The sequence below is a fragment of the Actinokineospora inagensis DSM 44258 genome (genome assembly GCF_000482865.1).
Taxonomy (GTDB): domain Bacteria; phylum Actinomycetota; class Actinomycetes; order Mycobacteriales; family Pseudonocardiaceae; genus Actinokineospora; species Actinokineospora inagensis.
Genome location: NZ_AXWW01000015.1, coordinates 131462 through 157992 on the forward strand (window position 1 = coordinate 131462; position 26531 = coordinate 157992).

The following is a 26531-nucleotide window of genomic DNA, read 5'->3' on the forward strand; positions in this document are numbered from 1 at the left end:
CTTACCCGCCTGCCGGCTTAGGCCACCGCTCCCCCCAAACAAAACAACTTCACCCCAGCGGGCGGTTGGGATCGGCGGCTTCCGAGGAGCGCGGTGCAAGTGTCGTGTGGTGGGTTGTCATAGGCGGTTGTGTTGGGGTGTGGGGGCGGTCGTGTCCTGGTTGTTGGTGGGTCGTTCGAACTCGATCTGGGGTAAGGGGTTGCCGTCGCCGAAGTCGCGGGGGTGGGTGGCGCCGGTTTTGGTGAAGCCGCATTTGGTGTAGAAGCGGAGGGATTGTGGGGTGTCGCGCAGGGTCCATAGGTGGACGTGTGAGTACTTGTCGGCGCGCAGTGTGGCCAACAGGCCGTCCATAAGGACCTTTGCGACGCCCGAGCCCCAGGCGGCGGGGTGGGCGTAGAAGCTGTAGATCTCGGCTGAGCCGGGGCGGGTTTCGGAGGGGACGGCGTAGGTGAAGGCCAGGGGGCGGGTGTCGACGGCGGCGAGCAGGAGGTGGCCGGTGCCGACGCGGGGGTGCCATCGCGTTCGTCTACTTGCGACTTCTCGGGTGGCGAACTCCGCGTCGAAGAACGGGGCGTAGGCGGCTTGCCAGGATGCGGCGTGGATTTCGCCGATCACGGTTCCGTCGGCGGGGGTGGCTTCGCGTACCTCGATCATGCGGACGACGGTAGCCGGGGGGTACGACACAAACCGTCGATCAGGAGGTCGACCATGCGTCGGGCGTGCCCCGGACGGGTGATGTCGTCGAAGAAACACAGGTTTGCCACGGCGGGGAGCAGGTCGTCGGGGTCCACATCGGGCCGTGCTTGTCCGGCGGCGACGGCGGTGTCCAGGAGGGACTTGAGGGCGGGGCGCAGGTGGTGGTCGAAGTAGCCGGGGAGGGCGTCGAAGGCGGGGTCGCCGGAGTGCAGGGCGGCGGCGAGGCCGCGTTTGGTGGCGATGAACTCGGTGTAGCGCCGCAGCCAGCGGGCCAGGGCCTCGCCAGGGGTGTGCTCGGCGGCCAACTCCGCGGCGGCGGCTGTGCAGGCGTCGACCTCGTGCTGGAAGACGGCGACGACCAGGTCGGAGCGCTGGGGGAAGTGGCGGTACACGGTGCCGACGCCGACGCCTGCACGGGCGGCGATGTCGCGTACGGGGGCGTCCACGCCGGAGTCCGCGAAGGCTGCCTTGGCGGCGGCCAGCAGCGCGTCGATGTTGCGTCGGGCGTCGGCCCGCACCGGTCGTGACCTGGTCATACCGCTCCCTCGGTTGCCAAAGCGGAACATAGTTCCGTATAGTTCCGGAACGTTGTTCCGATTGATCGTACGGGAGGAACGCACGATGCAGTACCGCGCACTCGGCCGCACCGGCATCCAGGTCAGCCCCTACTGCCTGGGGGCCATGATGTTCGGCTCGCTCGGCAACCCCGACCACGACGCCGCGATCCGGATCATCCACCGGGCGCTTGACGCGGGGATCAACTTCATCGACACCGCCGACGTCTACTCGCGCGGGGAGTCCGAGGAGATCGTCGGCAAGGCGCTCAAGGGGCGCCGTGACGACGTCGTCCTCGCGACCAAGGCACGCCTGCCCATGGGCGACGACCCCAACCGGCAGGGCGCGTCGCGTCGCTGGCTGGTCCGCGCGCTCGACGACTCACTGCGCAGGCTTGGCACCGACCACGTGGACCTCTACCAGATCCACCGCCCCGACGACTCGGTCGACGTCGAGGAGACCCTGTCCGCGCTGTCCGACCTGATCCGCGCGGGCAAGGTCCGCGCGGTCGGTTCGTCTTCGTTCCCGGCCTCGGACATCGTCGAGTCGCACTGGGTCTCGGAGCGCCGTGGCCTGGAGCGGTTCCGCACCGAGCAGCCGGTCTACTCGATCCTCAACCGCGGCATCGAGCGCGAGGTCCTACCCGTGTGTGAGCGGTACGGCATGGGTGTGCTGGTGTGGAGTCCCCTCGCGGGTGGCATGCTCACCGGCCGTTACCGCAAGGGCCAGGCCGCCGACACCCACCGGTCACGGTTCGGCTTCCGTCAACTGACCGACGACCAGCGGTTGGACGTTGTGGAGCAGTTGATCCCGGTGGCCGACGAGGCCGGGATGTCCCTGACCCACCTGGCCCTGGCCTTCGCCATCGCCCACCCCGGCGTCACCTCGGCGATCATCGGGCCCCGCACCGCCGACCACCTCGACGACCTCTTGGCGAGTGTGGACACCGCTCTCACGGACGACATCCTGGACCGCGTCGACGCGATTGTCCCGCCGGGCACGGACATCGGCGTCCTCGACACCGCCCACACCCCACCGTCGATCACCGACCCCGCCCTCCGCCGCCGCCCCATCGCACACCGGTCGGCTGGGTCTACGCAGGCCGCTTAAGGGCCTGCTTTGCTTGGGCTACCTGCTTAACCACGGCGATACCAACTGCCACGACGATCAGGGCCGCCGCGACGGCGAAGGTGACGTGCATACCGGTCGCGACAGCGTCACCGGACGCGGTGGTCACGTCGTGCGTAGAGGCGCCAAGGGCGAATACGGCGCCCATGACGGAGGTGCCGGTGATGAGGCCGAGGTTGCGTGACAGGTTGAGCATCCCGGACACCACTCCCCGCTGGTCCGCACTTACCCCCGCCATCACGGTCGTGTTGTTGGCGGCCTGGAACTGGGCGTAACCGCACGTGGTGACGACAAGAGGCACCAGGTAGCCGAGGAGGGTCTTTGGCATAAGAGCCAAAGCGAGGCAACCGACGACCATGGCCGTTAGACCGACGACGGTCATGGTCGCGGCTCCTATCCGGTCGACCACGCGACCGGCTGGGATGCCGGTGAGCGCGGAGACCACGGGACCGGCTGACATCGCCAGGCCCACTGCGGCGGGCTCCAGGTTGAGTGACCGCGACAGGTAGAACGGTCCGACGACGAGGGTCGACATGACCACGGTCGACACCAGGAAGCTCATGGCCAGGGCGGGGTCGTGTAGTGCTGAGAGGCGTACGAGGGGTGCGGTCGTGCGGGACTCCACTACGACGAAGACCCCGGCGGCCACGACTGCCGCGACGAGTAGGAGGACCGTGTGCCCCACCGTCATCGCGAGGGCGTAGGCGGTAAGAGTGATGGCCAAGAGAACCGTGCCCAGGCTGTCGAACCTGGTGGGTGTGCGCTCACTGGACGACAGCGCGCGAATGAGAAGCAAGACCACCACGCCCAGGACAGCCGTAACGACGAAGATGCCGCGCCAACCCACTACGGCGATGGTGAGGCCACCCAGCGTCGGACCACCGGCGGTGCCTACGGCCGACATCGTGCCTAGAAGTCCCATAGCGCTACCGGTCTTCTCGCGCGGCACGGTGCTACCGATAAGAGCCATGCTGAGCGCCAGCATCACCGCGGCCCCGAGTCCCTGACCCACCCGCGCCACTACGAGCACGCTGAGGGACGGCGCCACCGCGCACACGACTGACGCGACGGTGAACAGGGCGGTTCCGGCTCGCAGGAGCCGCCCACGGCCGATGATGTCGCCGAGCCTGCCGACGCTGACCAACAAGACCGTGCCGGCCAGCAGGTACGCGAGCACCACCCACTGCACGGCCTGGAAGGTCGCGCCCAGTTGGTGCGACAGCGTCGGCAACGCGACGTTCGCGACGCTGGTCCCCAGGGAGGACAGCAGCACCGCCAGTGCGAGCCCCGTTTTCGTCATGCGCACAGCGTGCGCCATCTCGGCAACCACCGCGAAGTAAAGTTGCGGATATGGCAAACGACGACGAGGACGTCCTGGCGTCGGTCGGCCACCGCCTGCGCACCCTGCGCAAGCGCCGCGGCACGACCCTGGCCCAGCTCGCGGAGACCACCGGCATCTCCGTCAGCACCCTCTCCCGCCTCGAATCCGGCGAACGCAAACCCAACCTGGAGCTGCTGCTCCCGCTCGCCCGCGCCCACCAGGTCTCCCTCGACGACCTCGTCGGCGCCCCACCCGTCGAAGACCCCCGCGTCCGCCTCAAGCCCTACACGAAAGGAGGCGCCACGATCTACCCGCTCACCCAGTACCCCGGCGGCCTCCAGGCGTACAAAATGGTCATCCCGGCCGCCCGCTCCACCCCGGACCTCCGAACCCACACCGGCTACGAATGGCTCTACGTCCTGTCCGGCCGCCTCCGCCTCGTCCTCGCCGACCACGACGTCGTGCTGAAAACCGGCGAGGCCGCCGAATTCGACACCCGCCTACCCCATTGGTTCGGCTCGACCGGCGAAATGCCCGTGGAAGTCTTGAGTCTTTTCGGCCCCCAGGGCGAGAAAATGCACGTCCGCGCCCGCCCGCGCGGTGGTGAGAACTGAAGAACGGTCAGCCCGTGACGACGGGGTCGGCCAGGGCGGCGAGGAGGTCGCGGCTGCGGTCGGGGGTGAGGCAACTGTCGGTGAGTTGGGTGGCGGTCTTGGTGTAGCGGTTGATGGTGGGGAGGGCTTCGAGGAAGAGGGCGGCGCCGGTGAGGTCGAGGTGGATGACGGGGCCGTGGTCGGTGACGGTGATGAGGCGGAACGGGATGTCGTGGGTGAGGACGGTGTGCGGGATCACCTGAATGGTGACGTTCGCGCGCGTTGATTCCCAGAAGAGGTGGCGGGCCTGTTCTTGGATTACCTGCGGGGGCAGCGCAGCGGGGGTGAGGGATTGGCGGCTGATGAGGAAGTGCCAGTTCGTCGGGAGGTCGCTGTCCAGGGTGTGCCTGCGCGGGGTGGTGCCGAGCATGGCGGCGTATTCGTCGGTTTGGAGTTGGGTGGGGAGGGTGGCCGGGGTGAATGCCGTGATGGCGTCGGACTGGGATTCGAGTTCGTCGAGGGTCAGGGAGTACAGCGGGGACTCGTTGCTGTCGTGCCACCACTCGTCGCGGCGGGCGTCGGTGTTCAGGTCGAGGTAATGCTGGCGTTGGGCGCGCGTGTCGACGCCGCAGGTGTAGAGGAGTAGGCCGAGTTCGGGGTTGGGGATGCCGCGCTGGCCGTTGAGGAAGCGGGACAGGTCGGAGCGGTGCCAGTTCAACTGCTTGGCGATGTCGCGGTGCGGGATGCCGGTGCTGTCGATCAGGGAACGCAGGCGGCGGCCGAGCAGCCAGGTGCGCAGCGAGGGGATGCGGGAGGTCAACGCGGGGGTCCTTTCTCGGGGAGTGGCCACGAACCGGTCCGCGCGGGGAAGGTCGCGCGGACCGGTCGGTGGACGCCGGTCTCCGCGGGCCGGGCCGCCGGGGCATGACGGGCCGGGGGAGCGACGGCGGGGGAGCGGCGCGCGGGCGGGGAGGTAGTCGCCCGCGCGCCGCGGGTCACGGGTGGTCCAGGGCGGTGCAGCTAAGAGCAGCATCCCGGAGCGCGGCACGCAATCTGCCTACTCTCAACGGGTGAATCAACCACGGACCCGGGGTCGACGAGGTCACCACGACGCCGTCCTTGGCGATCTCGACCGTGATCGACGCGCGGTTGCCGGACCCGTCCCGGCAGGGGATCGACCATGCGTCCGGATGTTGCCGCCATCCCCACCGGGACAGCAATTCCTGCACCTTGCTGGTCACCGGGTCCTCGCTGGGGAAACGGGGGGTCGGTGTTCGGGACGTCGTACGCCGGGTGTCCAATAGCTAGCCATGGCGGCGCTCACCACCTCATACGGGGAACTGGGTCGCTGAGAGTAGACCGTACGGCACGTACGTACGCCACGAAAATACCTCGATCGTGTGACTACCGTACGTATGTGAGCGACCGGCACACTGTGCGCCATGAGTGAATCCGATGACCTGACCCCAGGCTCCCTGGTGCGTCGGTGGCGGCTCGGCAAGCAGTTGCGCGAGCTCCGCGAGGCCGCGGGCAAGTCCCAGGACGACGCCGCGGACTACCTCGGCGTCAAGCGACCAACAATCAGCCGCATCGAGAACGGCAGGCACTCGATCCTGCCGAAGAACGTCCGGTTCCTCTGCCAGCTCTACGAGATCGGCGCCCCCCAGGTGGACACGCTGATCCGGCAGGCCGAGGAGAGCAACGAGCGTGGCTGGTGGGTTAGCCACAGCGACACCATGCCCGACTGGCACGAGACCTACGTCGGTTTCGAGGCCGACGCCAAGGCGATCTGCGTCTACGAATCGGAGCTGGTCTACGGCCTGCTCCAGGTCCCCGGCTACACCCGCGCGGTGCGCTCCGCGTTCGTGGACCAGATCGACGAGGCCGAGCTGTCCAGGTTCCTCGGCTTCAGGGAAGAACGGCAGAAGCGCCTGGACAACAGGCAGCCCAACCTGCGCGTGATTCTCAACGAGACCGTGGTGCGGCGTCAGGTGGGCGACATGCGCGAGCAGTTGCTGCACCTGGTGAAGGCTTCCGAGTGGCCCTACCTGACGCTGCAGGTCCTGCCGTTCGCGGCCGGTCCGCACCCTGGCATGACCAATTCGTTCTCGCTTCTCACGCTGCCGGAGGAGCCCGCCCCGAACTTCGTGTATCTCGAACACGCAGATGGGGCGATCTACCTGGAGCGCCCCGCGGATCTGAAGCTGTACGCCGCCAACTTCGACCGGATGTCGGAGCAGGCGTTGTCACCGGATGACACGCGGGCCTTCTTGGTTAGCCTGGTCGACGGTTAGGCCAGTGCTACCAGGGAGGACACAGATGGATCAGGACAGGTGGCGCAAGAGCTCCTTCAGCGGCGGCAACAACGGCAACTGTGTCGAGGTCACCATGTGGCGTAAGAGCAGCTTCAGCAGCGGCAACGGCGGCCAATGCGTCGAGGTCAACCTGTGGCGCAAGAGCACCTTCAGCGGCGGCAACAACGGCGAGTGCATCGAGCTGGCCCCCACCCTCGGCGGCGTCCGCGACAGCAAGAACCCATCCGGCCCCATCATCACCGCCCGCATCGACGCCCTCATCACCGCCGTCAAGCACGACCAGGTCCGTCACGCCCGCAGCATCGTCAGGTAGACGAACCCCAGCACGTCCCGCCACCAGGCGGTCCGGTGCGCGTCCGCCTGCCGCACCTCGTCGCACTCCGGCGCGCCCGGATTCGCCGCCAGCCAGCAACCGCCCGCCGACGTCCAAGACCTCGGCGGCCTTCGCCAACGTCGTCGCCGTGTGTTCCGCCTCCGGCCCACCTCAGATGTGCGTGGCTCCGTTGACCACCAGCACATCGGCCCGGCCCGCCCACGTGCTCGCGTCGCCAACCTCCTAGGTGACCGCCAGATCTCCCACCCGGCTCCGCCCGTACTCGATCGCCTCCGCATCGAGGTCACCCCCGTACCCCGTTGCCCCGCGGGCACTCGCGACCGTGCGCAGCAACAGTTCCGCCCGCCCGCACCCCAGGTCGACCCGACCGCGCGCGCCGTCTACGGCGGCGGCGAGGTCACCCGGCACGAACTGCTGGGCAAGTGGGACACCGTGCCGCACTGGACCGTGACCCATACCTCCGATGACGTCGTGGTCGCCAACCCCGGGAAGTTCTTGAACGCCAACGTATCCGTGTCGTTGCTCGCCGCGGGACCCGGCATCAAGCCGTGGATCGACGACAACCAGAAGGCGGGAAACCTCCTCGGTCAACTCTGCAACCGGGACCGCCTCGTCGACGGTGACGCGTTCTACGTGCACATCAACCCCTGAGTAGGCTGGTTCGTCGGGGCGTGGTGTGGGGCGCTCCGACGAACCAGCGGCAGGAGGCGCCCATGTCGGCACTCGGGGAGTTCCTGGTCCTCGCCGACCGCAAAATGCTCTCCTTCCACGACCCCGCCGTGGACGCCCTCGCCCCGGACCTCGCCCTCCGCCGTGGCGCGGTCGTCGCCGACACCGACCGGTTGTGCCTGCGCACGGCCCGGGACGACACCCGGATCCGGCTGGTTCTGCACGTCGGGCGGGCGTGATGGTCGCCAGGGGATGGGTGCTCATCGGCCTGTTCGGGCTGCTGGTGCTCGGCGCCGCGTTCGTGCCCGCGGACACGCCGGTTCGCTTCCAGGACTACCAACCGCTGTCAATGTCCCATGTGGACTGGTACTGGATCGCGGCGACGGTGGTGGGCGGCGTGGTCGCCGCGTTCTCGTTGACCCCCCGTCGCTGGTGGGCGCTCGTCGTGGTGGCCGGGCTGGCGGTGGCGGGGATCTTCCTGCAACCCGGACCGTATGCGCTGGCCGCGTTGTTGGCCGCCGTCGCGCTCAACAACCGGGACATCGCGGTCGGGGTGGCCGCCGTGGTGCTGGCCGCCGTCCGCTTCTTCACCCGACCGGACTCGTCGAGCGGCATGACCTTCATCAGCCGGGACGAGTTCACCACCGGCCACGGGCCGCTCATCCCGGGCATCGCCGTACTGGTCGTCGCCGTGATCACGCTCCTGTGGCGGGTCGGTACCGGAGGTTCACCCCGGCGTTCGGGGTGAGGTGGATCGGGGTGCCGCCCGGGTTGTCGTAGAGGCGGATGCCGTCACCGAGCAGAACGGGCGCGACGTGGATGTCGATCTCGTCGATCAGGCCCTCGGCGAGCAGTTGGCGGCCGATGGTGGGCGAGAAGACCTCCAGGTTCTTGCCCGCCGCCGCCCCGAGCCCGATCTGGACTGCCTCGGCGGCGGAGCAGTCGAGGAACGTGACGCCCGGGGTGGGCGTGGCGTCCTCGGGGTGGTGGGTGAGGATGAAGATCGGCCCAGCCCAGGCCCCGCCGTACGGCCGAGCGCCGCTGATCTTGTCCCACCCCGCGCGACCGCCGAGGACCGCACCGGTGGTCGCGGTGTACTCGGCGATCAAGCCGGGTCGGGTGGTGAGGCCGGACAGCCAGTCCATGCTGTGACCAGGCCCGGCGACGAACCCGTCGAGGGACATCGTGAAGTGCCAGAGAACCTTGCCGGACGCGGTCTGCGGCGGGAACTCCATGGACCCCTCCTGGGGTGCTCGCGGTGTACGACCGGCCGGACCCTAGTGCAGGTGTTCGACAACCCAGGCGATCACCGCCTTGACGATCCCGGAGACCACACCCGCGATCACAGCGCGGCGGACGGGGTGACGCTCTTTCATCGCTACCTCCTGGTTGGGTGCCGCCAGGGTTCCCCGCTGCGCCGTTCGGGTGGCCGATTCCCGGTCGAACCCGGTCGGCACGAGTGCGTGCGCTGGTCAGCGCTAGATTCCTGCCTGGGACTCCGGTCAAGTCCGGTCAGGGGGGACGGTAGTGCGCGGCCTGATCGACTCCTTCGCCACCGACCTGCGTGAACTGGTCCGCTCAGCGGGAAGTCCGAGCTTGCGGGATCTCGCCAAGGCGAGCGGGGTGCCCGGGTCGACCTTGGGAGACCTGCTGGCGGGGCGGTTCACCCGGGTGCCGCCGTGGGATCGGGTACGGGCAGTCGTCGAAGCCTGCGGGCGAGGTGAAGACCTCGGTTGGTGGCGGAAGCGGCACGGGAGCCTGGAACGCGACCTGAGCCGATTCGAAACCAACTCGCATCCGCCGATTCGGACCCGCTATCTCCACCAAGTCGCCCGCATCGCTCCGCCGGAACTTCTCGGCCGTGAGACGGAGTTGTCCGACCTGGCGGCCTTCTGCGCTGGTGACGAGTGGTACCAGTGGTGGCGGGCGCCTGCGTGGGCGGGGAAGTCGGCGCTGATGTCGTGGTTCGTGTTGAACCCGCCGCCGGGAGTGCGGGTGGTGGCGTTCTTCGTCACCGCGCGGTTGGCCGGCCAGGCGGACCGGGTGGCGTTCGTGGACAACGTGCTGGAGCAGTTGTTCGCGTTGTCGGGGGAGCAACCGCCGCAACTCCTGTCGGCCGCGACCCGGGAATCGCACCTCCTCGGGTTGCTGACCGATGCTGCCGCGCGATGTCGGAAACGCGGGGAGGTCTTGGCCCTCGTTGTCGATGGGCTCGACGAAGACCGCGGGATCACCACCGCACCGGACTCGCACAGCATCGCCGCACTGCTGCCCGCGCATCCGATCGACGGTCTGCGGGTTGTTGTCGCCGGACGCCCTGACCCGCCCGTCCCCGCTGATGTTCCGCCGGACCACCCCTTACGTGATCGGTCGATCGTCCGGGAGCTGTCGGTGTCTCCGCGCGCGAACGCCCTGCGCGTGGAGATGGAGCGTGACCTCCGACATCTCGTGCACGGCTCGCCCCTGCAGCGGGACCTGCTTGGCCTCCTCGTTGCCGCAGGCGGCGGCCTGACCGCCGACGACCTCGCCGTCCTCACCGACTCCAGCACCTGGGAAGTCCAAGACCACCTCAACACGGTGACCGGCCGCAGCTTCACCCGCCGCGACGACGCCTACCTCCTGGCACACGAAGAACTCCACCGCACAGCCACCGACATGCTCGGCCGCCACCTGGACACCTACCGCGATCGCCTCCACGGCTGGGCCGACGGGTACCTCGCCGCCGGATGGCCTGTCGACACCCCGGACTACCTTCTCCGCGCTTACCACACCACCCTCCTCTCGGCAGGCGACCTGGCCCGCGCCACGACCCTGTGCCTTGACAAGTCCCGCCGTGAGCGCATGCTCGAATCGACCTCCGGCGACCACGTTTGCCTGGCCCAGATCGTGGCCACGATCGACGCCCACGTCGCTCTTGATCCTCCCGATCTGGTCACGATCAGCCGACTGGCCGTCCACCGCGACCACCTCGTCGACCGCAACGCCCACATCCCGGTGGAACTCCCCGCCCTCTGGGCGCGGTTGGGCAACCCGAGGCGGGGCATCGCCCTGGCCCGCTCGATCTCCGACGACCGTGCGCGTGTGTGGGCCCTGGTCGCCTTGCTGCCCGAGTTGGCCAAAGCCGCTGCCCTGTCGGATGAACTGATCGATGAGTACATTGTGGAGGCTCAACAGTGGAGCGGCGGGAACAAGGTGTCCGCGGTGGCCCGAACCCTGGCCACCGCCGGTCAAGTCGACCGAGCGGTGGAACTCGCCCGGTCGACACCCGATCCCGACGAGGCCGCGTTGTGGGGCGTGGTCGACATGGCGGTGGCGGCGGGTCAGGTCTCACGTGCGGTGGAGATCGCCCAGTCACTGGAGATACCGGTGTGGCGGGCCAATGCGCTGGCACGGGTAGCTCCGCACCGGCCGGAGTTGCTGGAGGACGCGATGGCGGCAGCCTGCGTGATCACGGAGCCGTTGGCGCGGGATGAGACGCTGATGTCGGTGGCGCGGGTACTGGCCGAGTGCGGTCACCGTGACCGGGCTGAGCACGTGGCACGGTCGATCCACCAACCCCGCTCACTGTGTTACGCGCTCTTGGCGGTGGCGAAGGCGTCGACCAACGCGGGCGAACCCGATGTCGCCCGCCGCCTGCTGGATGAGTTGGCCAGCCAGGCCGGTTCCCTCGATGACTCGTTGTTCGCCCTGGTCAGTGCCTTGATCGAGGACGGGCAGCACGACCGCGCGCTGCGGATCGCGAACTCCAGGGACGATCTTGATGACAGGCTGCTGATGATGGAGGAGGTCGCTTGCGCGTTGGCGGTCGGTGGTCAGGTGGATCGAGCGCTGGCCGTGCTCGCGGCCATGGAGAGCATCGACGAGGGCCGGGTGGTCGGGGCGAGGGCGTCGATCCTGGCCGCCATCGGGCGATTCGACGAAGCTGTCAGCACCGCGTTGTCGATCGACCCCCACCGCCAGAAGGACGTGATGGCGGCGGTCGTCGCAGAGTTGGTACGAGTGGGACAGACCGACCGGGCGATTGAGGCGGTCAGGTCGGTCGGTTGGGTGGGGGATCGCAGTCGGCACCTGGTGTCCTTGGCGGCCCTGCTGGTCGAGGATCGCGATCAGGCAACCGCCCTGCTCGACGAAGCCGAGCGAACCGCCCGGTTGTCCGTGAGTGGCTACCACCGTGACCACGCATTGGTACCCGTGGTGCGTGAGTTGGCCGGAGTGGGGCTGCTCGACCTCGGGTGGGCCGTCGTTGACTCGTTCGGCCAGCCACAGGTCGAGAGCATGGCGGTGGCGGAGATCGCGAAGACGCTGTACCTGGCCGGCAGGCGCGGGGAGGCGTTCGCCTTGGTGGACCACGCTGAGGACTTGGCGGACGTGACCGGGTCGGATGCCGCTCTGGCGGGTGTGGCCCAAGCGCACCTGGAGTTCGAGCGCTCCTCCAGGGCACGCGAGGCGGCTGTTGCCATCGGCGACGGATTCCTGCGCGGTCGATCACTGATCGCACTGGTCGAGGGATTGGCTCGCACGGGACAGCTCGACGAGGCCATGTGGGTGGCCGAGGAGTCGATCGTCGGCTCGTACCAGTTGGACGCGTTGGTCTTGGTCGCCGAGGCAGCCGTTGCCGCCAGCCGTGAAGACCTGGCCCGGACCGCGGTTGACCTGGCGGAACACGGTCACGACGGGTCCGGGTGGTCCACGGGTCTGGTCGCCGTGGCGGCGGTGCCGGCCAAGCTCGGGGAACACGATCACGCCAGGCGCCTGCTGGCCGGGGCCGAACGCCGTGTCCGCTCGGAGACCCTGGAACCGGGAGCGGCGCAGGCCATGTTGGCCATGTGTCTCGCGAACGCGGGGTTCCTCGACGACGCCCGGCGAGTCATGCGGTCGATGCCCGACCACGCTGAGCAGGCCGGTGCAGTGTGGGGGCTGGCGACCGCATTCATGGCCGACGGCCGGTTGGCGGAAGCGGCAGCGAGACGGCTTGGTCTGGTGGGCAGGTATGAGGACGCCTTCGACTTGATTCGGTCGGCGAGGCGGGATGACCGCTCTGGACAGGCGTTGCTCAAGCTGGCTCGTGGGGTGGCTGATCCGGCACGGGCGGCGAGGCTGGCGGCGTTGGGTCTGCAGACCGCGCCGTGGATCGCCGCAACCGAGAACCTGTGCCACGTCTCGATTCCGGCGGCGTTGGCCGTGGTCGACGAGTCGGCGCGGGTGGGTTGACCGGCTCCAGGGCCGTGTGTTGACTGGCCGCATGCTTCCCTGGGACTCGGAACTGGCCGGCACGCTCAACCGGCACACCATTGACTCTGTGCTGTTGCGGGACAATCACCTGGGCGATCCGCGCGAACGACCGCTGTGGGTCTACACGCCGCCTGGCTACGACGGGTCTGACGAGCGGTATCCGGCGGTCTACGTGTTGCAGGGGTACACCGGGCACCTCGCCATGTGGGGGAACCGGATGCCGTTCCGGAGGCCGTTCATTGAGACGGCGGATGCTGTTTTCGCGGGTGGGGCGCCGGGGTGTGTGGTGGTTTTCGTGGACGCGTGGACGAAGTTCGGGGGGTCGCAGTTTGTGGACTCCACCGGCACCGGTGCGTACCACTCGTACCTGTGTGACGAGGTGGTGCCGTGGGTGGACGCGCACTACCGGACGTTCGAGCGGCGGGAGTCGCGGGCGGTCAGTGGGAAGTCGTCGGGTGGGTACGGGGCGATGATCACGCCGATGTTGCGGCCGGACCTGTTCGGGGCGTTGGCGTCGCACGCGGGGGACAGCCTCTACGAGCTCTGCTACATCAAGGATTTCGGGGACGCGGCGAGGATGCTGCGCAAGTACGACGGCGACCTCTTCCGGTGGTGGGAGGAGTTCCAGGGGCGGATCGCGTTCACCAAACCGGAGGACGAAACCCTGCTGATGATCCTCGGGGTCGCGGCGTGTTTCTCGGCGGACGAGAAGGGCACGCCGGAGTTGCCGTTCGACCCGGTGACGGGGGCGGTGCGGCCGGAGGTGTGGCAGCGGTGGCTGGACCTGGACCCGGTGCGGATGGCGCCGAAGCACGCCGAGACGCTCAGGTCCCTGGAGGCGGTGTGGCTGGACGCGGGGACGCGGGATGAATGGTTCCTCGACCTGGGGGCGGAGGCGTTCCGGCGGGAGCTCGCGGCGGCGGGGTTGCCGGATGAGCGGGTCCACTTCGAGCTGTTCGACGCGGGCCACGGGGGCATCGACTACCGGTACCCGTTGGCGCTGGAGTGGCTGTCGCACAGGCTTGCCCGGTAGCGGCCATCACGTGCGGTAGCCGATCAGTCCGGAAACTCGTACTGGTTTCAACCAACTGTTCCGCTTAGGGTTAGGTTAGGCAACCCTTAGCGAAATGGTGGACGATGGCTGTGCTGGACGAGGGGTTCGCGACCCGGCTGCGGATGGCGACGCGGGACGAGCACGAGCGGGCCGAGCGGTCGGTGTTCGTCGAGGCGCTGCTCGACGGCAGGCTCGGGCGCGCGGCGTACGCCGGGCTGCTCGGCCAGACCTACCTGTTCTACGAGGTCCTGGAGGACGCGGGCGAGTCGTGGCGGGGCGACCCGGTGATCGGCGAGTTCGTCATCGACGGGCTGCTCCGGCGCGACTCGCTCGCCCGCGACCTGGCCTACCTGAGCGGCCCGAACTGGCGGGACGCGGTCACGCCGCTGCCTGCCACGCTGTCCTATGTGGACCGCCTCAAAGAGGTCTGCTTCAGCGACCGGGGCGCGTTCGTCGCACACCACTACACCCGTTACCTGGGCGACCTTTCCGGCGGGCAGGTCATCCGGCGGCGGATGCGCGAGGTGTACGGGCTCGACGACGACGGGGTGCGGTTCTACGTCTTCGACCTGATCCCCAAGGCCAAGCCGTTCCGCGACCACTACCGGTCGCTGCTCGACGGGGCGCCGTGGCGCGATGGTGAGCGTGAGGCCCTGATTGGCGAGGCGAACGTCGCCTTCCGGCTCAACCGCGCCGTGTTCGACGATCTGACCACTGTGTACTGCCGATAATCCAGTCGGGACAAGGGGTTCAGCGGTGAACCCCTGTTTCGCGCTGCCCGGGTAATCCTCTGTGGACAGTGTGTCGATGGTCGCTCTTGCCAATGGCCGGGCTCGCTAATTAGGTTAGGCTTGCCTAATTAAAGACCGGTCTGACGCAGGAGGAAACACATGGCTGGACCACACGCGGCCAGGGCGCTCGCCGTGGGAGCGGCGGCCGCGCTCGCCGCCACCGTCCTGGGCGCCACGCAGGCGTCCGCCGCCACCAAGACGGTCACCGACGCGACGTTCGTGTGGGGCCTGAGCGGGTACGCGCAGGTCGGCGTCTTCGGTCCGTGGAACTTCAAGGACCTCACCGGCAACGCCGCCCTGCTCACCGGCTCGGTGTCCGGCGGGACGCAGACCGAGTACGCGGTCGGCCCGATGCCTGCCACCTCGATGCCGGTGTCGTCGCCGCAGAAGACCGCGAACGCGGTGAAGTTCACCAAGGGCACCGGCACCGTCGACCCGGCCACCGGCGCCGGTCAACTGACCTTCACCGGCAGCTACACCGTCAACGCCTACCCGGCGCAGTTCAACGCGCCCAACGAGATCTACAAGAACCCGGTGGTGACCGTGGCCGCCGACGGCTCCGGTTCGCTCTCGGTCGAGTACGGCCTCGGCGCGGGCATCGACATGGCGGGCAACCCGACCCCGGCGCAGGACTTCGGTCGGCTCACCCTGGTCGGCTATGACGCCGGCTCGCTCAGCGGTCTTAGCGCCACCGGGTTCCGGGTCACCCCGGACTACCAGGGCGTGCAGGTCGACGTGCCGGACGGCACCGCGCAGACGCGGAGCTGCACCACCGGTACCGGCTGGTGGGGGTCGTGGGCGCCCGCGTTCGTCACCAAGGTCCCGTCGTCGATCCGGCCGCACTTCTACTCGACCGGCTGCGGCGGCACCCAGGACTACAAGCCGCCGCTCCCGTTCGACATCGGTTACACCGTGTCCACCACCCCGGACCCGGGCCAGCCACAGCCGTCGGCCAACCAGCAGGAAGTCCGGGTGACGGTGCCGGAGAAGGTCCAGCCGGGCGAGTTCGTCTGGACCATCGACGGCACCAACGGCCTGGTCGACCTGGGTACCGCCCAGCTCGCCGGTGACCACTACCTCGCCACCGGGACGATCAACCCGGTCCGGGTGACCGACACCCGCGCGGGCAAGCCTGCCTGGTCGGTGTCGGCGCAGGTCAGCGACTTCGCCGCGAACGGCACCTCGTTCGACGGCAAGTACCTCGGCTGGACGCCCAAGGCCACCGAGAACACCGGCGGCGCGGTCGCGGGTGTCAGTGTTGCCAACGGATTCGACGGCGGTCCCGGCTTGAAGCAGCCCGCGACCCTCGGTAGCGCTCCACTGGAGCACGCGTCCGGTTCGGTGCTGCTGGGCGCGGACCTGCGGCTCAAGGTCCCGGCGAGCGTGGGTTCGGGGACCTACGACGCCACCTTGACCTTGACCGCCCTGAGCTAGCCCCCCGGTTGTGGGCGCCGTCTCCAGCGGCGCCCACAACCCTCCCCGAACTGGATTCCCCACCATGAAACGCCTTCTTACCGCGATTGTCGCGGTGTTACTCGTCCTGGCTGGTCCTGGGTTGGCCGCGGCGCAGAACGTCACTTGGGGTGTGCGGCCCGCGGACTCGTCGCTCGGCGCGAACCGACCCAACTTCGCTTACTCCGTCGCGCCCGGTGCCGAGTTGACCGACGCGCTGCTGGTGAGCAACCACGAACAGCGCGCGTTGACCTTCGCGGTGTACGCGGCGGACGCGTTCACGACCGCGTCCGGGCAGCTCGACCTCCGGCCCGCCGGTGAGCCGTCGACCGGGGCGGGCGCCTGGGTGCGCTTCGACGCGACCACGGTAACTGTCCCGAGTGGACAGACGGTGTCGGTTCCGTTCACCGTCGAGGTTCCCGGCGACGCGACGCCGGGGGATCACAGCGCGGGGGTGGTCACGTCGTTGCGGGTGGAGTCCGGGTCGGGGATCTCGGTCGACCGGCGGCTGGGGGCGCGGATGCACCTGCGGGTGGCGGGGACGTTGACGCCGTCGGTGGAGATCCGCGGGCTGTCGGTGAACTACGACGGCACGGCGAACCCGGTCGGGAAGGGCTCGACCAGTGTCAGCTACACGGTGGTCAACACCGGCAACACCAGGTTGACGGCGACACACGGCATCCACCTGGAAGGACCGTTCGGCTGGTTCGGGGCGGACGCGGTCGTCGACCCGCTGCCCGAGTTGTTGCCGGGGGAGAGCATCGCGCGCAAGGTCACGATCGGGTCGGTGCCCGCGGGGCGGCTGTCGGCTTCGGTCACGGTTTCGGCGGCCGTGCCGGGGGGTGCGCAGGTCGAGCCGGTGAGCGTGTCGGCGGCGACGGTGGCGATCCCGTGGTCGGGCGCGGTCTGCCTGTTGCTTTTTGTGTGCCTGGTGTTGGCGTTGCGCGCGCGGGGGAAGGCACGGGTCGTGGGGGAGAAGAAGCGGATCGAGGCGGCCGTGGCGGCGGCGTTGCGCGAGAAGGAGGCCTGATGCGCGCGGTGGTGCTGGTCGTCTTGCTGGTGCTCGCCGGGTGCTCGACTCCGCCCGGTCGCGCCGGGCTGGGACCCGCGCAGGCGGGGGAGCGGCCGCCGTTGTCGTCGGTGTCGCCGGTCGCGGACCCCCGGTCGGTGCAGGGGCCGACGACGGCGCTGGTGGCGCACAACGACATCGTTCCTGTTGGTAGCCCTACGCCTCAACTGCCTGTCACCGTCACCGACAACCAGGGGACAAGAGTGACGGTTACCGACGTCAGCCGGATCTTGGCGTTGGACGTGTCCGGCACTCTTGCGGCGACGGTGTTCGGGCTCGGGTTGGGTAATCGGGTTGTCGGGCGGGACATCTCGACGGGCTTCCCGGCCGCGCGGCAGTTGCCGTTGGTGACGGTCAACGGGCATCAGTTGAACGCCGAGGCGATCCTGCGGTTGCGCCCCACCGTGGTGCTCACGGACACGACGCTGGGGCCGTGGGACGTCGTACTGCAACTGCGGGACGCGGGCGTGCCGGTCGTGATCATCGATTCCACCCGTGGCCTGGCGACCAACGGGCCGATCGTGCGCGCGGTGGCCGCTGCCCTGGGTGTGATCACCGCCGGCGAGCAACTGGCGAACCGTCTGGAGACCGATATCGCCGACACGGTCGCCCAGATCAGCCGACTCGCGCCCGCTGAGCAAGACCGCAAGCCCCGAGTGGTGTTCCTGTACATGCGCGGCCAGGCGGGGGTCTACTACCTGTTCGGCAAGGGGTCCGGGGCGGACTCGCTGATCCAGGCGCTGGGCGCGGTCGACGTCGCCACCGAGGCCGGGCTCGACGGGATGCGGCCGATCAACCCGGAGGCGCTGGCCAAGGCCAAACCCGACGTCATCCTGATGATGACCGACGGGCTCGCGTCGGTCGGCGGCGTGGACGGCGCGCTGAAGGTGCCCGGGGTGGCGCAGACCCCGGCCGGGCAACACCGCCGGTTCGTCGACATGGCGGACTCGGTGGTCCTCGGGTTCGGGCCGCAGACGGCGGCCGTGCTCGACGGGCTCGCCAGAGCGTTGTACGCGCCGTGAACCGGCGGGTCGTGGTGCTGTTCGCCGTGCTCGCCGCAGGTCTCGTCGTGGTGTCGCTGATGTCGGCGGGGGCCGGGCAATACGGGCTGCCGGTGTCGGACGTGGTGCGGGCCCTGGTGGGCAAGCCGCTGTCCGACCCGTACGCCTCGGGGGCGCTGTGGGCGGTCCGGTTCCCGCGCGTGGTGATGTCGTTGCTGGTGGGCGCCGTGCTGGGGGTGTGCGGGGCGCTGATGCAGGGCACGTTCGGCAACCCGCTCGCCGAGCCGGGGATCGTGGGCGTGTCGTCGGGGGCGGCGGTCGGGGCGTGCCTGTCCATTGTGTTCGGGTGGACGTTCCTGGGTGCGTTCACCGCTCCGGGAACGGCGTTCGTCGCCGGGCTGCTGACCACCTTGGCCGTGTACGCGTTGTCCCGGTCCGGCGGGACGACATCGATGATCCTCACCGGGGTGGCGGTCAACGCCGTCGCGGGGGCGGCGGTCGCGCTGCTGATGTTCGTCGGCGACCAGGCGGCACGCGAGCAGATCGTGTTCTGGCAGTTGGGGTCGGTCGCCGGGGCGCGCTGGTCGTACGTGTGGGTGGTGGCACCGCTCGTGGTGGTCACGGTCGTGGTGTCACTGGCGGTGGCCCGACGACTGGACCTGCTGGCGTTGGGCGATCGGCAGGCCCGGCACCTCGGGGTGGACGTCGAGCGGCTGAGGCTCGTTGTCGTGTGCGCGGTGGCGGTCGGGGTGTCGGCGGCGGTGTCGTACGCGGGGATCATCTCGTTCGTCGGCTTGGTCGTGCCGCACCTGGTGCGGATGGTGGTCGGGCCGGGGCACCGGGTTCTCGTGCCCGCCAGCCTGCTTGGCGGGGCGGTGCTGCTCGCGGCGGCCGACCTGGTGGCGCGGACCGTTGTCTCGTACGCGGACCTGCCGATCGGGATGGTGACGGCCTTGATCGGCGGGCCGTTCTTCTTCTGGCTGCTGCGCCGGACCCGGACGCGGGGAGGTGGGTGGCTGTGATCACCGCTGCTGGGGTCAGCGTCCGACTTGGTGGCGCGCTGCTGGTCGACGACGTGTCCCTGGAGCTGCGGGCGGGCGAGGTGCTGGTGCTCGTCGGCCCGAACGGGGCGGGGAAGTCGACGTTGCTGGCGGCCCTGGCTGGGGATCTGCCATTGGCGGGCGGACAGGTGCTGTTGGACGGCAGGGGAGTGGGCGAGTGGGGGGCCGTCAATGCCGCGCGGCGGCGAGCTGTGTTGACACAACACAATCCGGTCTCGTTCCCGTTCGACGTGCTGTCCGTGGTCGAGATGGGGCGGGCGCCGTGGCGGGGGATGGCGGAGGAGGACGACGATGACTCGGTGATCGCGGCCGCGCTGCGGGACACCGGGGTCGAGCACCTGTCCGCGCGCGCGTATCCGACGCTGTCGGGTGGTGAGCAGGCGCGGGTGGCGTTGGCGCGGGTGTTGGCCCAGCGCACACCGGTGTTGTTGTTGGACGAGCCCACGGCGGCCTTAGACGTTCGACACCAGGAACTCGTGTTGTCGTTGGCGCATCGGCACGCTCGTGGTGGTGGGGGCGTGCTCGTAGTCCTGCACGATCTGGGGTTGGCCGCAGCGCACGCGGACAGGGTCGCCGTACTCGATGGCGGCAAGGTGGTCGCGGTAGGGCCACCGGCCGAGGTGTGCACCGCCGAGCTTCTTAGTGCCGTGTACCGGCATCCCGTTGAAGTGTTTCCGCATCCGCGCACCGGGCTTCCCCTGGTGCTGCCCGTGCGGTCTCGAGAGGAGGATGGATGTCAGTCGTAGCAAGGGTTATCGCGGTCGCCCTTGTCGTAGGTGTCATCTGGCCAGGTACGGCCAACGCCGTCGGACGGGTCACCGTGTCGGTATCCACGGCCGACCCCGACTACGCGACACCGGTTGACCTGCGCGGGACCGGGTTCCAATCCGTCCCCAAGGGGCACGGCGGCATCTACGTGCTGTTCGGCTGGGTCGACTCAGGCAACTGGCAGCCGAGCGAGGGCGGCGCGGCGGGAACCACATACCGGTACGTGCAAGACAGCGAGGCCAAGGACAACAACGGATATCAGCGGTTCGTGTCGTTCCCGGGCGGTGACACGGAGGCCAGCGCCAACGGGGGAGTCGTGACGGCGGACGGCACCTGGAGCACCCGGCTGGTGGTCCCGGGCGCCCGGTTCAAAGCGGTGGACCGCACCGGCAACGCCTCCGAGGTCGACTGCACCAAGGTGACCTGCGGGATCATCACCATCGGCGCGCACGGCGTGGTCAGCCCGACCAACGAGACCTTCACCCCGGTCCGCTTCGCCGCACCCGCCAAGAACACCGCCCCCGCGGCCACTACCTCCGCGAACACCGCCCCTGCGACTACTGCTCCCGGCGATCCCCCCAGCGCGGTGCCCACCGGCGCTCCGATCCCCGCGCGAGCGGCGGCGCTGACCGCTGCGGCGAGCGCGGTCGCGGCCGGGGGATCGGTGTCGGTGAACGGTTCCGGGTTCGCGGCGGACGAGCAGATCAACGTCGTCCTGCACTCGGACCCGTTGTTCCTTGCTCCCGCGCACGCGGACGCCGCCGGGGCGGTCGCGTACACGGCCAAGCTCCCGGCCGATGTGCCTGCCGGTGCGCACACATTGGAGTTCACCGGCACCAAGTCCGGCGCGGTGGGGACGGTGGCCGTGACCGTGTCCCCGGCCGCGACGCCTACGGCCGCCCCCGTCGCACAGGCCGTGCACGAAGAGTCCAGCTTCCCGTGGTGGATCGTCGTAGTGGGCGTGGTCGTAGCGCTCGCTCTGGTTTTTGTACTGCGCAAGCGAAAGAAGGTTGAGGCGTGAGCATCCCCGTCGTCGCCGGGCTCATTTTCCTTGCCGCCGCACAAGGTCCCACAACAACAACGACCCCGGCTGTCGCCCCCGGGTGTGACCTGACCACGGCCACCGCTCAGCACGGCGATCTCTTGTGGGGTTTCAAGAAGTCGTTCCGCCAGTACGTTGGCAGCGGCTCCGGAAACTCCATCACCGCCACCAACGGCGCGACCATCACCACCATCGATGAGGCTCTGCACAACAGCGTGCCCACCGGGGCCTACCGGTTCACCTTCGGCTCGGCGGAATACACCAGCCCGTCACAGTTCACCGTCCACTACAAGGGCACGGTGACGTTCTCTTACCCCGCGCACTTCTTCACGCTGTTGCTGTCCAACCCCTCGGTGACAACCGGCGGCGGTAGCGCCACCCTGCACGCTGACGTCGAACTCAAAGCCTCTCCAGGCTCGCCGTCCCCATCGAGCAACCTGCCCAACGTCGACCTGGCGCACCTCGCCGCGCCCGCCGCGTCTCCCGTGAACGGTCTGCTGATGTGGTCCGATGTTCCCGGCACGCTCACCAGCGCAGAGGCCTTCGCGGGCTTCTATCAGGCAGGCGCCCCGTTAGACCCGGTGACTCTTACCCTCGCCGCCGACTGCGCCAGCACACCGAAACCGCCGCCTACGGCCACCCCTGCGCCCGCCGCCACTGCGGAAAACCTGGTCCCCACGGCTCGCTACCGACCCACAACTTCCCCTACGACTACTGGGGAAGCTCTCGCAGCCACCGGAGTCGACGCCGAACACGGTCTGTGGGCCGGCGTGGTCCTGTTGCTGACGGGCCTGTCGTTGGTTCTTGCCGCGTACCGCCCCCGCCCCGACTAGCCAAGGAATTCCACTACGAGCGGACCCGCGACAGCCCGGAACTCCTCGAAGTAGGCGTGCCGGGTCCCGGGGATGATGTGCGCCACCGCCCCCGGAATCCGTCCAGCCACCAACTCCGCGTTCGCTGTCGGGTTGAACCGGTCGTTACCGCCGTGCAGCACCAACGTCCGCGCGGTGATGTCCGGCAGCACCGCCCACGCGTCATGCCGGTCGCTGGCCAACAGATGCCCCTTACGAGCAAACGGCGGCATGCGCGGATCGCCAAGCGTCTGGTATGGGCCGGGGTGGTTGGCCAGCCACCCGGGCGTGTACATCAGTTCCAGCAGAGCCCGCCTGGCCGCGCGCTGATCCAGTTGCCCCAACGCTTTCCGCACGTCCGCCCCACGCTCGAACCCATGCGCCCCACCCGGCGACGTGCATCCCAGCACCAGAGCATCCACCCGGTCGGCGTGCCGAGCGGCCAACCACTGGGCCACCCGGCCGCCCATGGACGTCCCGTACACATCGGCCCGATCGACCCCCAGGTCGTCCAACACGGCGACGACGTCACCGGCGAAGATCTCGGTGCTGTAGGCGTCCCGGGGCTTGTCGCTGTCGCCGGTACCCCGGTAGTCGATCGTGATCGTGGTGCGGGTCGCCTCGAAGTCCTCACGGACCCCGTCCCACCAGTGGTGGCTGTTCGCCTGCCCGGCCAACAAGATCAACGCAGGCCCGCCACCCGCCACCTGGTAGGCGACCCGGACGCCATCACCTGCCTTGGCCATGCCCTGCACGACTTCCCCCGTTCCCGGCGCGGCCTCCTGGCCCCGGGCGGCCCCCACCCTTCCCGGGGGGCGTCCCCGAGGCCAGTCTACCGGGATGGCGAGATCGACGGGGGTGGGGTTGGTGAGCTGTGGGCTGCTGGGCGGGATGTGGATAACTCGGCGTCGGTTCTGTTGACCGTCGAGGTTCCCGGCGACGCGACGCCGGGGGATCACAGCGCGGGGGTGGTCACGTCGTTGCGGGTGGAGTCCGGATCGGGGATCTCGGTCGACCGGCGGCGTCAGGTGAGTCTGAGCCCGTCACCTCGTCTTCCCCGATCGCTGTCGCGTTGGGTTCGGTGTCTGTTCGGCGCGATTCTGACCTGCGTGATTGTTTCGGTCGGATTACCGGTCTGCGGGACGCGCGGGGTGTGTGGCACTCGCCGGCCTCGGCGGCGGCGGTCGCTGTTGCCGTCGAGGCTCGTTCGATCACGGTGATCCGGGACTGGGTCGCCGGCGCCCCGCGGTGAGGGTGCGGTGGGATCCGCGGCCGGGTGTGTCGCGTTGCGCCGGGGCTGGTGGGCGGGGGTCTGCTCGACACCGTGGTCAGTGCCTGGATCCTGGACCGGTGCGAGCCCACGGGGACGGCTCATCGCGGTCGTCCTGGACGGCGAATCCTTCGCCCGCGGGTGCACCTGATGGTCGGGATCACCCGTGACACCGGCATCGTGATCAGCCGACGACTCTCGCCCCTGGGGGCGGCGGCGAGATCACCCGGTTCGCCCCGGTCCTCGACCCAGTCCCGCACACCACCCGGGAACACGCCACGTCCTCGGCGGGCAGCACGCGTTCACCGTGAGGAAACAAACTCCACCGCCCGCCCGCCCCGCCCCACGGTCTGGAACGGTCCCGCGCCGAGACCCGTTCCAGCCACGACACCGGACACAGCCACACCGAGCACCCGCACCCCGCGGAATCCTCCCCGGCACCCGAGAACATCGACTTCCCCGACGCGGCACATGCCTGCCGCGTCACCCGCGAACGAACCGACAAACACGAGACCCACAACCCGGACCGGTCCGACCGACCTCCCCACCCCACCCGGATCGCCGTGCTGCCACCTGGCCCCGTCGAGAACCGACCACACTGGGTCCGCGACCTCACCTACCGCGAAGACCACTCCCGCGTCCGCACCGCCACACCCCGCACCACAGCCACCCCGCGCGACCTCGCCATCAGCGCACTCCGCCCCACCGCAACCACCCAAGCCCCGCACACCACGCCACCACACCCACCCGAAATCCCCACCCCAACCAGCACACACCCACTTCGACGGGAACCCCACCCACACCCCGGGCGGCCCCCACCCTTCCCGGGGGGCGTCCCCGAGGCCAGTCTACCGGGATGGCGAGATCGACAGGGGTGGGGCTGGTGAGCTGTGGGCTGCTGAGCAGGATGTGGACAACTCGGCGTCAGCCTGAGCCCGTCGTCTGGCTCGTTCCTGCCCGTGATCAGTGGTTTGGCTGTGAGTACCAGTAGTCCACGGCGCCCTGCAGCACCGTGCGGAACAGCGCGAAGTTGACCGGTTTGTAGATGTAGCTGTCCGCGCCCGCCGCGTAGCAGCGGTCGATGTCGGCGGAGGTGGTCGACGACGTGAGGACGATGATGGTCAGCGACGCGAAGTCCGGGTCGGCGCGGACGGCGGACAAGACGGCGTAACCGTCCGTGCCGGGCATGGACAGGTCGAGGAACATCAGGGCCGGGCGGGCGCCGCCGCGGAGGCGGTCCAGCACGGTGTTGCCGTCGGCGAGGAACTCCAAGGTCAGCTCGGGGTGCGACCGGGACAGGGCGCGGTCGATGGCCTCGCGGTCCACCTCGCTGTCCTCGACCACGAGGACGAGGCGGTTCAGGCCGTCAGATCGGTCCACACCGAGCCTCCGTTCGGATCCGGGTGCAGCCCGAGCCGCGCCCACGTCGAGTCGCCGGTGATGGTGACCCGGGTGGGGCCGGTGACGAGCAGTTGGCCTGCGCGCAACGCCGGGTTGAGGTCGCGCAGCGCGGCGGTGACCGCGTCGGCCACGTCGGCGGCGGGCAGCACCTGGTCGAACAGCGGCGGGCCCAGGTAGCGGATCGCGAGCACGGCCACGTCGTCGTTGACGTGGTAGCGGTCGGAGCCGGAGATCAGGCCGTCCACCAGCGACGGCAGCGGCAGCGACCGCAACTCGCGCAGGCTGCGGGCGAGTTCCACGTCACCGAAGAACCCGCCCGCCGCGTCGCGGGCCTCGATCAGGCCGTCGGAGAACAGGATCACCAGGTCACCGGGGCGCAACCGGTCGCGCCAGCCGCGCAGCCGCAGGTCGGCCAGCACACCGAGCAGCCGACCGGTGCAGCCCGCCTCCTCGACCGCCCCGTCCCGGCGCACCACCAGCGGCGGCGGGTGACCGGCGGAGAGGGCCTCCAACTCCAGCACCCCCTCACCCGCGGTCAGGGTGGCCGTGGCGATCGTCAGGAACCGGGAGATCCGGTTGTCCAGCATCTTCTGGTTCAACATGCCCAGCGCGTGCCGGGGTGAACCGCCCTCGGCCAGTACCGTCTCCAACGTGTGCCGGGCCAGCCCGGTCAGCGCGGCGGCCTGCGCGCCACGACCGCACACGTCGCCGACCAGCGCGACCACCTCGCCGCCCGGCCGGTCGACAACGCCGTAGAAGTCGCCGCCCACCTCCAACGTGTGGTCGGCCGCGTTGTACCCGGCAGCCAACTCCAAACCGGGCACGGTTGGCAGCACGGCGGGCAACAGGTGTTGCTGCAGCGACAAGACGTCTGCGCGGCGCTGCTCGTAGAGGGTCGCGTTGTCGATCGCCAGCGCCGCGCGCCCGGCCAGGTCGCGCAGGAACTTCGTCGAGTTCTGCCTGCCCGAGTCGCGGCGGTCGAAGAACGTCAGCAGGCCCACGTCCCGGCCGCGCGCCCGCAACACCCCGGTCGTCATCGTGTCCAGGCCGACCTCGGCGGGCAGGCCGGACGGGTGCGGCTCGTCGGTCGCCACCGGGTCACCGGTCACGTGGCCCAGGTGCTTGACCAGCAGCTCCTCCCGCTGCGCGTTGACGTGGGCGGCGGCGATCGGCACCATCCGCCCGTCCCGCTGGATGTGGATCGCGGCGCCGTCGGCCAGCGCGGGCACCACCAGCCGCAACACCGCCCGCAGCGTGTCGGCGATGTCCAGCGAGGCGTCCATCCGCAGCGACGCCTCGGCCAGCAGCGCGTCGACGGCCTGCTGGTCCTCCATCTCCCGCTGCTCGCCGATGCGCCGCTCCGCCGCGTCCACCACCTCCTTGGCCTGCGTCAACGCCACCAGGACCGCGTCGTCGGGCGGGCCCGCGGTGGCGAGTCCGAGCAGTCCGAGCCCGCCGTCCGACACCTCGAACGCGGTTACCAGCAGCCCGTCCGCGCCGCACGCGGCGATCCGGGTGGCGATCCCGGGCAGGTCGGTCACCGGCCGGTGGGCGAGCTCGCCCAGCGGGAACGCGGCGGGCAGACCGGACACCTCGTCGGACAGACCGGCCGGGCCGGTCCGCAGCCCACCCGCATCAGCCCATCGGGTGACCTGCGCCGCGCCTGCCGCCGTGTACCGGACCCCGAGGATGCCGTGCACGCCCGGCAACGCCAGCAGACCCGTGTACAGCTCGTCCGCGAACTGCCGGGTGTTGACGGCCGCGAACGCCGACCGCCACAACGAGTGCAGTCGGTCCGGCCAGCGGTTGTCTCGGTTCGGGTGCACTGGTCCACTCTGTCGTCCACCGCGCGGCGGAGTGCGCGCTGACCTCAACTCTATGACCGGTGGACCGTTCGGTCCGCGCGACCGGGTGCTCCCGCCAGTAGG

General features: G+C 69.5%; 26 protein-coding genes. 17 read left to right on the forward strand and 9 right to left on the reverse strand.

The window, feature by feature from the left end; translation table 11 throughout:
• Positions 1 to 117: 117 nt before the first annotated feature.
• A complete protein-coding gene (locus tag H504_RS33530; RefSeq protein ID WP_051385539.1) occupies positions 118 to 654 on the reverse strand; it encodes a GNAT family N-acetyltransferase in 537 nt (178 codons plus the stop codon).
• The gene (locus tag H504_RS33535) at positions 651 to 1232 is read right to left on the reverse strand and encodes a TetR/AcrR family transcriptional regulator (protein WP_051385540.1); all 582 of its coding nucleotides are present in this window, start codon (positions 1230 to 1232) and stop codon (positions 651 to 653) included. The genes H504_RS33530 and H504_RS33535 overlap by 4 nt, the downstream gene beginning before the upstream one ends.
• 85 nt (positions 1233 to 1317) lie before the next feature.
• On the opposite strand from H504_RS33535, the gene H504_RS0106050 reads away from it, so the two are divergent.
• The gene (locus H504_RS0106050) at positions 1318 to 2361 is read left to right on the forward strand and encodes an aldo/keto reductase (RefSeq protein WP_026422050.1); all 1044 of its coding nucleotides are present in this window, start codon (positions 1318 to 1320) and stop codon (positions 2359 to 2361) included.
• Here H504_RS0106050 and H504_RS33540 read toward each other — a convergent pair.
• Entirely contained in the window at positions 2345 to 3679 is a 1335-nt protein-coding gene (locus H504_RS33540; RefSeq protein WP_211239269.1) for an MFS transporter, read from the reverse strand. The genes H504_RS0106050 and H504_RS33540 overlap by 17 nt on opposite strands.
• 50 nt (positions 3680 to 3729) lie before the next feature.
• On the opposite strand from H504_RS33540, the gene H504_RS0106060 reads away from it, so the two are divergent.
• On the forward strand, positions 3730 to 4314 hold the full coding sequence (locus tag H504_RS0106060; RefSeq protein WP_026422075.1) for a helix-turn-helix domain-containing protein: 585 nt from the start codon (positions 3730 to 3732) through the stop codon (positions 4312 to 4314).
• 7 nt (positions 4315 to 4321) lie between these two features.
• On the opposite strand, the gene H504_RS0106065 is transcribed toward H504_RS0106060, so the two are convergent.
• On the reverse strand, positions 4322 to 5113 hold the full coding sequence (locus H504_RS0106065) for a helix-turn-helix domain-containing protein (RefSeq protein ID WP_026422051.1): 792 nt from the start codon (positions 5111 to 5113) through the stop codon (positions 4322 to 4324).
• A gap of 175 nt (positions 5114 to 5288) precedes the next feature.
• Positions 5289 to 5534: a hypothetical protein gene (locus H504_RS39490; protein ID WP_245614085.1), complete on the reverse strand. Its 246-nt coding sequence runs from the start codon at positions 5532 to 5534 to the stop codon at positions 5289 to 5291.
• Positions 5535 to 5735: 201 nt separating this feature from the next.
• Between H504_RS39490 and H504_RS0106070 the strand changes: the two genes are divergently transcribed.
• The 5 genes from H504_RS0106070 to H504_RS0106095 all read left to right on the forward strand — a co-directional run bounded on the left by H504_RS0106070 (position 5736) and on the right by H504_RS0106095 (position 8359).
• Positions 5736 to 6587 carry a helix-turn-helix domain-containing protein gene (locus H504_RS0106070; protein WP_051385541.1) on the forward strand — a complete coding sequence of 284 codons (852 nt, stop codon included), beginning with the start codon at positions 5736 to 5738 and terminating at the stop codon, positions 6585 to 6587.
• Positions 6588 to 6612: 25 nt separating this feature from the next.
• Entirely contained in the window at positions 6613 to 6921 is a 309-nt protein-coding gene (locus H504_RS33545) for a DUF397 domain-containing protein (RefSeq protein ID WP_084467413.1), read from the forward strand.
• 177 nt (positions 6922 to 7098) lie between these two features.
• Entirely contained in the window at positions 7099 to 7593 is a 495-nt protein-coding gene (locus H504_RS0106085; RefSeq protein WP_026422053.1) for a hypothetical protein, read from the forward strand.
• A gap of 62 nt (positions 7594 to 7655) precedes the next feature.
• Complete coding sequence (locus H504_RS0106090) at positions 7656 to 7850, forward strand: hypothetical protein (RefSeq protein ID WP_026422054.1); 195 nt, start codon at positions 7656 to 7658, stop codon at positions 7848 to 7850.
• Entirely contained in the window at positions 7850 to 8359 is a 510-nt protein-coding gene (locus tag H504_RS0106095; RefSeq protein WP_035303371.1) for a hypothetical protein, read from the forward strand. Before H504_RS0106090 ends, H504_RS0106095 begins: the two co-directional genes overlap by 1 nt.
• On the opposite strand, the gene H504_RS0106100 is transcribed toward H504_RS0106095, so the two are convergent.
• Entirely contained in the window at positions 8307 to 8846 is a 540-nt protein-coding gene (locus H504_RS0106100; protein ID WP_026422056.1) for a dihydrofolate reductase family protein, read from the reverse strand. The two genes, H504_RS0106095 and H504_RS0106100, sit on opposite strands and share 53 nt — an antisense overlap.
• Before the next feature lie 292 nt (positions 8847 to 9138).
• On the opposite strand from H504_RS0106100, the gene H504_RS38440 reads away from it, so the two are divergent.
• From H504_RS38440 to H504_RS38445, 10 genes are all read left to right on the forward strand, one after another.
• On the forward strand, positions 9139 to 12822 hold the full coding sequence (locus tag H504_RS38440; RefSeq protein WP_051385542.1) for a hypothetical protein: 3684 nt from the start codon (positions 9139 to 9141) through the stop codon (positions 12820 to 12822).
• Between the two features lie 31 nt (positions 12823 to 12853).
• Complete coding sequence (locus H504_RS0106115; RefSeq protein ID WP_026422058.1) at positions 12854 to 13876, forward strand: alpha/beta hydrolase; 1023 nt, start codon at positions 12854 to 12856, stop codon at positions 13874 to 13876.
• A gap of 104 nt (positions 13877 to 13980) precedes the next feature.
• Entirely contained in the window at positions 13981 to 14628 is a 648-nt protein-coding gene (locus tag H504_RS0106120; protein ID WP_026422059.1) for a biliverdin-producing heme oxygenase, read from the forward strand.
• A 159-nt stretch (positions 14629 to 14787) separates the two neighbouring features.
• On the forward strand, positions 14788 to 16122 hold the full coding sequence (locus H504_RS0106125) for a hypothetical protein (RefSeq protein WP_026422060.1): 1335 nt from the start codon (positions 14788 to 14790) through the stop codon (positions 16120 to 16122).
• A gap of 64 nt (positions 16123 to 16186) precedes the next feature.
• Entirely contained in the window at positions 16187 to 17170 is a 984-nt protein-coding gene (locus tag H504_RS0106130) for a WxL protein peptidoglycan domain-containing protein (protein ID WP_026422061.1), read from the forward strand.
• Positions 17170 to 18231, forward strand: coding sequence for a heme/hemin ABC transporter substrate-binding protein (locus tag H504_RS0106135; RefSeq protein WP_035303372.1), 1062 nt, complete (start codon positions 17170 to 17172; stop codon positions 18229 to 18231). Before H504_RS0106130 ends, H504_RS0106135 begins: the two co-directional genes overlap by 1 nt.
• Entirely contained in the window at positions 18228 to 19232 is a 1005-nt protein-coding gene (locus H504_RS0106140) for a FecCD family ABC transporter permease (protein ID WP_051385543.1), read from the forward strand. The genes H504_RS0106135 and H504_RS0106140 overlap by 4 nt, the downstream gene beginning before the upstream one ends.
• Positions 19229 to 20017, forward strand: coding sequence for a heme ABC transporter ATP-binding protein (locus tag H504_RS33555; protein ID WP_035303373.1), 789 nt, complete (start codon positions 19229 to 19231; stop codon positions 20015 to 20017). Before H504_RS0106140 ends, H504_RS33555 begins: the two co-directional genes overlap by 4 nt.
• Positions 20005 to 21060, forward strand: coding sequence for an RAD23 family protein (locus H504_RS0106150; RefSeq protein WP_035303374.1), 1056 nt, complete (start codon positions 20005 to 20007; stop codon positions 21058 to 21060). The genes H504_RS33555 and H504_RS0106150 overlap by 13 nt, the downstream gene beginning before the upstream one ends.
• Entirely contained in the window at positions 21057 to 21914 is an 858-nt protein-coding gene (locus H504_RS38445; protein ID WP_026422065.1) for an HtaA domain-containing protein, read from the forward strand. Before H504_RS0106150 ends, H504_RS38445 begins: the two co-directional genes overlap by 4 nt.
• Here the strand turns inward: H504_RS38445 and H504_RS0106160 are convergent.
• The 3 genes from H504_RS0106160 to H504_RS0106170 form a co-directional block, all read right to left on the reverse strand.
• Positions 21911 to 22678, reverse strand: a complete 768-nt coding sequence (locus tag H504_RS0106160; protein WP_035303408.1) for an alpha/beta fold hydrolase — start codon at positions 22676 to 22678, stop codon at positions 21911 to 21913. The two genes, H504_RS38445 and H504_RS0106160, sit on opposite strands and share 4 nt — an antisense overlap.
• 1487 nt (positions 22679 to 24165) lie before the next feature.
• Positions 24166 to 24582, reverse strand: coding sequence for a response regulator (locus H504_RS0106165; RefSeq protein ID WP_026422067.1), 417 nt, complete (start codon positions 24580 to 24582; stop codon positions 24166 to 24168).
• Positions 24561 to 26429 carry a PP2C family protein-serine/threonine phosphatase gene (locus H504_RS0106170; protein WP_026422068.1) on the reverse strand — a complete coding sequence of 623 codons (1869 nt, stop codon included), beginning with the start codon at positions 26427 to 26429 and terminating at the stop codon, positions 24561 to 24563. The genes H504_RS0106165 and H504_RS0106170 overlap by 22 nt, the downstream gene beginning before the upstream one ends.
• Positions 26430 to 26531 lie beyond the last annotated feature (102 nt).